We start from the raw sequence: 9,026 nt of genomic DNA on the forward strand, positions 1-9,026 counted from the left end.
CCGCTGAGGCCCCGCTCTGCAATCAGGAGCCGATCACCCGCCTTTGCGCGTTCGACGCCAGGCGTCGAGAACCTGCTGCGCCAGCGCCGCGACGGCGACGACGAGCTGCATGCGGCCGGGCGCGACGGCCCGCGACGGCGACGGGTTCACGGCGCGTTCTGGCTCCCAGGCCAACTCAGGACGACTCGCGTCTGGTTGCGCACGACGACAAGGGCGAGCGGCTGCCCTGTGGCCAGCAACTGGCGCAGATGTGCCAGGTCGGCAATGCCGCCTGCCTTGTCAACGCCCACGACCACGTCGCGCGGCCTGAGGCCTGCCGCCTCGCCGGGACCCGCCGGTTCGACGGCAAGAACCAGCACGCCCGCGATGGAAGGCAAGCCGGCGGCGGACTGCTCCCCCAACGTCTCGACGGACTTGAGCTTCAGCCCTTGCAACGTCACTGCGGCTTCCTTCGGCGCTGCCTGGGCGCGCAACGCCGGCACCGGGAAAGCCGGCCGCAGCGCGAGCGCCTTCAGCCGCGCCGGTCGCACGCCGAAGTCGTCCATCGGGAAGTTGACGAAGCCGACCCGCGCTGCGAGCGCGGCGTTGGTGACGGTGTAGTCGCCCTTGGCCGGCGAGGCGAAACGCGGATCGCCCGCGACGGAGTCGGCATCGGTGCCCCGCGCCTGCGCATCCTTCAGGTCGGCCTCGGCCGCGAAGAGGTTGCGGTTGACGCTGCGGCCCCAGCGCTTGATCTCGACCGGCTGGTGCGCGCCCATGACGACGTTGGACTCGAAGACATCACCGCCGTTGTCGAACCACACATGCGGATGGAAGCTGCCGCCCACGAGGATGTTGTTGCGCACGATGCGCTGGAAGCCCTCGCGCAGCTTCAGCCCGCCGGCCAGCATCAGGTTCTGCTCGATGACGTAGTTGGAGGCGCCGTCGTCCAGGTCGACATCCCAGCCGTGGTCGCAGCGCCAGCGGTTGCGATGCATGACGATGGGCTCGACGGCATCCAGCAACGCCAGCTCCGGGTGAACGGCGGCGCGGCGGTCCATCTCGGCGCGGTCGGGGTGCCAGAAGCGGTCGCGGCCCCAGCTGTTGAAGCTGCCGTGGTCGCCGGTCAGGCGAACGGTGTCAAAGACGTCGTTGTGGGTGATGCGATGCCCGCCCCAGTTGCCGTCGCCGATGTTGATGCCGGCGCGCGGCATGCGGTAGATGCTGTTGTGGTCAACCGTGATGCGCGCCGCCATCGCGATCTGCACGCCGGTGGCCTGGCGGTCGATCTGGCCGATGTCGTGGATGAGGTTGTCGCTGGCCTCGGAGTCCTTCGGGTAGGCGTCCGACTTGGGGCCGGGCGTGCGGTCGATGGCCGCGACGTCCAGCTGCTCCTGGTACTCGAACAATGGTGAGCGCACCGCTTCGGGCCGGCCGACGAAGGCGATGGCCGTGCCACCGATGTCGTGGATGTGGTTGCCCGCAATTGCTACACGCTGCGCGCGGCCGCTCACCACGACGGCATGGCCGCCGAGGTCGACGAACTCGGAGCCCTCGACGCGAACGTCGGCGGCGTTCTCGATGGTCACGGCGCCCGAGCGATGGAACTTCCAGTCCGAGCGCAGCAGGGGCTCGGTGGCTTTCAGAAAGGTGGGTTCCGTCTCGCGGAACACCAGATCGCGGACCCGCAAGTGCTGCACCGGAGCCTTGCTGCCCTCGATGCGGATCAGGGCTTCCTGTGTGCTGCCGCGAAAGCCGCGTGCCGGCGGCCGCTCGCCGGAGAGCGGCTTGAAGTAGAGCCAGCCGTCGCGGCGGTCGTGGAACCACTCGCCCGGCGCGTCCAGCTCTTCCAGCACGTTCTCGACATAGCGGTCCTTGTCGCTCGGTGGCATGGCGCGGTTGTTGGCCAGCTGCGGGCCGTAGTCCAGGCTGCCGTCGGGCTTCTTGCCCAGGATGGCGATCTGAAGGCCGCCCCAGCCGTAACCGTGCAGCGCGTGCAGCACGGCGCCTTGCGGGTCACGCCAACGTGCCACGCGCTCGGGCGAGGTGGCATCGGCCGCACCGCCGAAGCCCGGCCCCGCCGGGTCGACATTGGGGTAGCGGGCGCGCACCAGCATGCGCTGCCCCAACCACAGGCGCTGGAACGACCCGCCAGCAAACCGGGCGCGCCAGAGGCCGTCCTTCCAGGCCTCCCAACGCAGCGCTGGCAGCGACATCGCGCCGCTCAGCACGGGCTGTGCACCGGGCGCCGCCGCGAGCACAAAGGGCTTGTCGACCGTGCCGGACAGGCGCTCGTCGATGAAGATGGGTGCGGCCAGTTCGTAGCGGCCGGTGGCCAGTTCAACGCGCGTGATGCGCTTGTCGGCACGCGCCCGCTGCAGGGCCGCCTCCAGAGACTGCGCGTCCTTCACGATCAGCGAATCGGCCTGCGCGCCGCAGGCCATCACCGCCAGAGCGAGCAGCAGTGACTTCATCCTCATGGCGGGCCTGGCTGCGGCTCGGTCATCCGCATTGGACGGCAGGCGTTCACCAGGCCCATCACGGCGCGGCCTTGATGCGAACCATGTTCACGCCGTGCGGTGCCACCTTGCCGACGTAGCGGCCGCGCACGCCATTCGTGACCTTCTTGCTCCACAGGTCCTTCACGTCGGCCTTCTGGTCGGCGCCCAACTGGAGCTGATCCCAGGTGACCTTGATGTCGGCGGGGGTCTTGCCGCGGTTCAACAGCACCACCGCATGCTCACCGCCCGCCAGCGGGCGCACCCAGACCTCGAGGTCGCCTTCCTTCAGCATGCGGCGGCCCTGCTTGCCCAGCGGGTCCTGGTCGACGGCGATGACGTCCTTGTTGGTGAGGATGCGCAGCGTGTCGGCGTCCATCTTCGACAGGTCGTTGCCGGCGATCAGCGGCGCGGCCAGCATGGCCCACAGCGAGAAGTGCGACTCGTACTCGGTGGTCGTCATGCCGCCGTTGCCCACTTCCAGCATGTCAGGGTCGTTCCAGCCGTTCGGGGCGGACTCGCCCGCCAGCTCGGCGTTCATGTCGAGGATGTTGAGCATGCCGTGTGACCATTCCCTCTTGCCTTCCCAGGCGTCGTAGATGTCGCCCGTGGTGCGCCACAGATGACCGACCGGGTGGGCCCAGCGGCCAGGCTTGCTGCCGCCCCAATCGCAGAGCGAGAACACGATGTCGCGGCCCGACTCGCGCAGGGCCTTGGCCATGATGGTGTAGGCCGCCTCGGCGTTGCGGGTGCCGGTGTAGCACCAGTCGTATTTCAGGTAGTCGACGCCCCACTTGGCGTACTGGCGCGCGTCCTGGAACTCATGGCCGGCGCTGCCTGGGCGGCCGCCGCAGGTCAGGGAGCCGGCGTCGGAGTAGAGACCGAACTTCAGGCCCTTGCCATGCACGTAGTCGGCCAGTGCCTTGATGCCGGACGGGAAGCGCTCGGGGTCGGCCTGGATGTTGCCGTCGGCGTCCCGGCTTTTCTGCCAGCAGTCGTCGATGACGATGTACTGGTAGCCGGCGTCCTTCATGCCGGACGCCACCATGGCGTCGGCCTGCTGGCGGATCAGTTGCTCGCTGACGTTGCAGGCGAACTTGTTCCAGGAGTTCCAGCCCATGGGCGGCGTGGGTGCGAGGTTGGGCTTGGGCGCGTCGAGCTTGAGGGTGTCGTGGGCGTGGACCGGCAGGGCCACAAGGGCGCCGAGCAGGGCCAGCACGTGCGCCGCGCGTTGGATCAGGGGGTGCATCAGGGCTCTTTCGAAGATGGACTGAGGTGGAAGGTTGGATGACCTGGGGACGCCGTCAAGAAGTGCGGGTGTTTGCATGCCGTGGCTCGACTTCATCGCGCGCGCGGCTCGAGGTGCAGGATCACGCGCTGATAGCGCGTGAGGGCGGGCGTGCCCTTGTCGCTGACCTGCACGATGACGTGGGCGGTGGCGGCCGCATCCACCTCGGGTAGCCGTAGGGCGATGCGGGACTGGACCTCGGTGCTCAGCGGCAGCGGCGTTTTCAGCGTGCCGGCCTCGGGGTACGCAAGCCACAGGAAGCTCAGGCTGTCGCCATCGGGGTCGCTGCTGGTGCTGGCGTCGAGGGTGACCCAGTCGCCGCCGCGTACATGCAGCTCGGCGGCATGGGCCAGGCGCACGACCGGCGCGTGGTTGGCCTCGGCGGGCGCGTGCGTCGTCCACAGCATGCGGGCGGCGAAGTCGTTCTGGATGGCCTCGCGCCAGCGCCACAGCGTCACGGCGTTGTCGTTGTACTCGCGCTCCCCGGCCTTGAGCGGGCGGCCGTAGGCTGAAGCAACCGCGGGCCGGTAGCGATCCACGGCATTCGTCCAGATCGGGCGCGTCTCCTGCTCGACGGGCACGCCACCGGTGAAGCCGTCCGGGTCGGTGTCCTCACGGCGCGGCGTGTAGAGCTCGTAGCGCCCGCCCCAGCCGCCCCAGTTCGGGTGCTCGGGCGCGTTCAGGCCGTTGGGAATGAGGCCGAGGAAGGAGGGCGTGTCGCCTTCCATGCCGTAGGCGGTGTCGGGGTAGGCGGCGCCCAGCGGGCCGTGGCCCTGCTGGATGTTTCGGGCTATCCAGGCATTGCTGACGTGCTGGTTGTCGATGCCCTCGACCTCGCGGTGGATTGCGGTCCAGGTGGGGCGCGCATAGCTGCCGGGGCTGACGATGTAGAAGAGGCCGGGGAACTCGCGGCGCAGCCACGCACCGCTGTCGTCCTGGTCGGAGATGGTGTAGACGCGCAGCCGGCTGACGGCCGCATCAACGGCTGCTTTCGGGCGCGTGCGGCGCAGGTCGTGCAGGGCCTGGGCCAGTGTGTTGGCCCCGCCCCAGACGCTGACCCACAGCGGGCGCGGGTCGGGGCGTTCCAGCTCACGCAGCAGCAGTTGTGAGCCAGGGCTGTCACGCCCGTCGCCGATGGCCTGCAAGCCATAGCCAGGCTGCCCTGGCGCCACGCGGGCCAGCAGTTGCGCAGCGTCGGGGTAGGTGCGGTCATGCTGGCGCAGCCGGGGCAGCACCTGGGCGTAGCGCTGGATCAAACTCTTGATCGACTCGGGATGCACGCCCTGCTTCATGTGCACCGAGGTCGTGGCCACCAGGCCGCGCAGCTCGATGTCGTTGGCGTAGAGCAGCAGCCGCACGAGGGACTGGGTGTCGTCGGGCTCGTTCTCGATGTCGGTGAGAACGACGAGGCGTGGCTTGAGGGCCGGCGCTTCGGGCCGGGCAGAAGCGGAAGAAGCGGGCGCAGCGCCGGCCGACAGCATCAGCGCGCCGAGCAGCGCGATGACTGCGAGTCTGCGTGAGGTGAGAGACACCGGTCAGCTTGCCTTTTTCCTGGTGTCTGCCGCAGCCACGCCGCAGCGGACGAGGCGCGCGCCGTGAGGCGGCACGGTCAGCATGCGGGTGCCCGTGGGCAGGTCGGCGCGCGCCCAGCAGTCGCGGGTGGCGTCGGGCAGCCATGCCGGCAACGGCACCTGCCATGGCGCGTCGCCGGTGTTCAGCCATGCCGCCCAGGTGCCTTGCGGGCCGGTGCAGACGAAGCGGTGACCCTGGGCGACCGAGTGCCACTCGCGTGCCCCGGGCACGCGCAGCAGCGCCAGCACCTCGGGGTTGGTCACCAGGCGCAGCGTCCAGTCGTCCAGCTTGCGCAGGTCGTTGCCGAGGATGAGGGGGCTGCGCGCGCAGGTCCAGGCCGTGAGCATCATCAGCTGCTCGTCACGCGTGAAGCCGGTATCGCGATCGCCGCGGCCTTTCTCGTCGTAGTTGCGCAGGCCGATCTTGCCGACGGGCAGCATGTCGGCATCGGGCCAGGCACCCGCGCGGGCGTGCGGTGCCCACTTCACGAGGTTCACGAGGTTGTCGCGCAGTTGCGGCCAGGTGTCCCAGAAGTCGTTGCAGACGCGCCATTGGTTGGCGTGCGCCTGCAGGTGGGCGGACTGATCCAGGTGCGACGGGCCGGGCGAGAGGCTCAGCACCATGGGGCGGCCGGTGGCGTCGATGGCGCGGCGGATCAGCTCCACTTCCTTGGCCTGGTAGTTGGGGGCGGCGATGTCGTCGACCTTGACGAAGTCCACGCCCCATTCGGCCAGCTGCGCGAACCAGGCGCGGTACCAGTCGAAGGCGCCGGCATGCTCCGGGTTCACGCCGCACATGTCGGTGTTCCAGGCGCAGGTCGAGCCGGCGTTGGCCACCTCGTGGCAGCGGTATTTGCTGCCGGCGATGGGCAGTTCCAGCCCGACCGCCTGGCGCGGGATGCCGCGCATGATGTGCACGCCGAAGCGCAGGCCCATGGCGTGCACCTGGGCGGCGAGCGGCGCAAAACCGCGGCCGCCGGCGGCGCTGGGAAAGCGGTTGGGCGCCGGCTGCGGGCGGCCGTTGCCATCCAGCACCAGCGGCGCGAAGTTCCGGTACCAGCCCGACGTCGCGCCCGGCTCGTACCACTGGATGTCGACGGTGGCGGTGTCGTAGCCGAAGGGCAGGAAGCGTTCGGCCAGGATGCGCGCGTTGTCCAGGTACTCCGCTTCGGTGACGCTGGCGCCAAAGGCGTCCCAGCTGTTCCAGCCCATGGGTGGCGTCGGTGCCCAGGCGTGGAAGGGCAGGCCGGGCTCGGCGGCGCTGGTGGCGGAGGTGTTGGCGGCAGGGGCAGCGGCCGCGGCGGCAGACCCGCCGGTCATGGCGGCCAGCCCGGCGCCTGCCACGGTGCGCACGAAGCTGCGGCGGGCGGGTTCATCGGGCAGGGTGTCCGTCGATGTTGTCTTGTTCATGAGCGATGCGGGAATGAGAGATGAAGGAAACGCGGTTCAGTTGCTGTACAGCAGGCCTCGGCCGGTGCCGCTGATGTAGATCCGGCCATAGCTGTTCTGGTCCGCCGCGATCACGCCGATGCCGCCAAACTGGTGGGCGTCGTCGTTGAAGCGCGTCCAGGTGGCGCCGGCGTCGTCGGAGCGGTAGACGCCCCAAACCCCGGCCACCACGCCCACGACATAGACCGCTGCCGGGTACGCGGCGCCCGGCTTGGCCTTGCCCAGCGCCAGCACCGAGGCGCCCTGCACCTCGGCCCATGGGTTGCCGGTGACGATCGAGGCGAAGCTGCTGAGCTTGGCCCAGGTCGCGCCGGAATCGGTCGAGTGGTACACCGCGTTGCCGTCGGCCAGCCAGAGGTCGCCCTCGACATTGGGGTTGACCGCCAGCGAGGTGTTGCCGAAGTAGTTCGGTGCCAGCCCAGCCGCCACCGAGCCCGCGCTGAGCGTGAATGTGCGGCCACCGTCCGTGGAGACGTAGACCTTGCCCGGCGTGCCCCACCAGTGGCCGCCGGAATCGTAGGCATAGACCTTGTTCGGGTTCTGGCGATCCGCGACCAGGCGGTAAGCGCGGGGGAAGACACTGTTGATGGCCGGCAGGTTGGTCGCGACCCAGGTGGCGCCGTTGTCGGTCGTGTACGACGGCACCGAGTTGCCCGGCGCCCAGACCGCCTTGTTGCGCGCGGTGACGGCGATGCTCGCTTCCCCGCCCTTGTTGTCCGCGACGCCCGTCGGGTAGGTGGCGAATTTCGCCCAGGTCTTGCCGCCGTCGCCGGACGAGTAGCCGAAGCCGGTGCTGGTGCCGAGGACGACGCCGATGCTGACGATGTACTGCGGGTCGGCCCACGCCATGTCGGCGGCGAAGCCATTGCTCCATTCGGTGCGCGGCGTCAGCGTCGGCTTGGTCGCGAGATTGGTGTGGACCCAGGGGCCGACGTCGCCCGAGCTGTTGATCAAGGTGTACGTTGCGCCGGCCGGTGGCGTGGCCAAGCCAAGCACTGCGGTCTCCTCCAGGCCGTCGACCGCCTCGGTCCAGCTCGGCGTGGACGAGGAGGCGTTCCGCGTTTCCCAGATGCCGCCGCCGGTGACGTACAGCACGCGATCCCGGTTGAACGGATCGATCTCGACATCGTCAGGCCAGCCCCAGAAACCGACATCGGCCGGCGTGTGCGGCATGGTGGCGGCGATCTCGCGCCAGTTGCGACCGGCGTCGTCCGAGAGCCGGATGATCTGCTGGCCGTTGAAGTCGCCCCAGGTGTTGGTCACACCCAGCGCAATGCGCGTGGCAGCACCCGTGCCGGAGACCGACAAGCCGCCGTAGCCCGCGGAGTCGTTGCTGTTGAGCAGGGTCCAGTTGCTGCCGTCGAACTTGTAGAGCCGCGCCGGGCCGCCGGCGCCTGGCCCGGGGTCCTTGGTGAACACGACATAGAACAGGCCGTCCGCAGCGCGAACCATGTGCGGGATGTGATGGCCCGAGACCGGGGTCGGCACCGCGGCCCAGGACGCGCCGGCGTCCGTCGACCTGTACAGGTTCGAGCTCAAGCCTGCCAGGTTGACGTAGTCCGGCGCCACGGGCGCGTAGATCGTCTGCGTGGCCGTGCCGCTGCCCTGGGTGCCGGTGTCGTAGACCACCATCTCGACGCCCATCGCCGTGCCGCCGTTGGCGTTGATCTGGTCCTGGGTCATCCTGAGCGTCGACAGCGACGTGACCTGGGCCCAGGTGAGGCCGGAGTCGATGGTCTTCCACAGGCCGGCCGTGCGCGAGCCGTAGAACAGCGTCGACGGCTTGTTGGGATCGACCATCAGGCGCTCGCCGATAGCCCGGCCGGGGTTGTTGCCACCCAGCGGGAAGGGCAGGGCGACGTGGGTCCAGTGGTCGCCACGGTCGCCGGAGATGTACAGGCGGCCGTTGCCATCGGCCACGTACATGCCGGTGGCCATGTAGACGAGCTGGTCGTTGTTGGGATCCACGGCGAGGCTCTCCACGCCGTGGTGTCGGGCCTCGGCGGCACCGAAGCCCAGGCCGTCGGTGATGGGCGTCCAGGACGACGTGGCGTGGTGCCAGCGGTAGGCGCCACCGATGTCGGTGCGCGCGTACAGCAGGTTGGCGATGGTCGGGTGGAAGACGAGGCCGGTGACGTAGCCGCCACCGCCCCACTTCACGCTCGTCCACGTCGTTGCGCCACTGCCGCCCGTCGTCGGGGGAGGAGGCGGCGCCGGCGGTGGTGGCGGTGGCGGTGGCGC

Annotated in this window: 5 protein-coding genes; all 5 read right to left on the reverse strand. The window is 69.5% G+C overall.

The features are described 5' to 3' along the window. Positions 1-146 precede the first annotated feature (146 nt). Positions 147-2,459: a PDZ domain-containing protein gene (locus AC0IZJ_RS25625; RefSeq protein ID WP_471854629.1), complete on the reverse strand. Its 2,313-nt coding sequence runs from the start codon at positions 2,457-2,459 to the stop codon at positions 147-149. Between the two features lie 58 nt (positions 2,460-2,517). Then, entirely contained in the window at positions 2,518-3,726 is a 1,209-nt protein-coding gene (locus AC0IZJ_RS25630) for a glycoside hydrolase family 27 protein (protein WP_471854631.1), read from the reverse strand. A gap of 92 nt (positions 3,727-3,818) precedes the next feature. Then, positions 3,819-5,297 (reverse strand): DUF1593 domain-containing protein, encoded by a 1,479-nt coding sequence (locus AC0IZJ_RS25635; RefSeq protein WP_471854633.1) that lies wholly within the window; start codon positions 5,295-5,297, stop codon positions 3,819-3,821. Between the two features lie 3 nt (positions 5,298-5,300). Then, positions 5,301-6,746 (reverse strand): hypothetical protein, encoded by a 1,446-nt coding sequence (locus tag AC0IZJ_RS25640; protein WP_471854634.1) that lies wholly within the window; start codon positions 6,744-6,746, stop codon positions 5,301-5,303. 36 nt (positions 6,747-6,782) lie between these two features. Beyond that, the coding region (locus AC0IZJ_RS25645) for a dockerin (protein ID WP_471854636.1) at positions 6,783-9,026 on the reverse strand (2,244 nt) is incomplete at its 5' end.

The sequence above is a fragment of the Roseateles sp. AC306 genome (assembly GCF_979253795.1).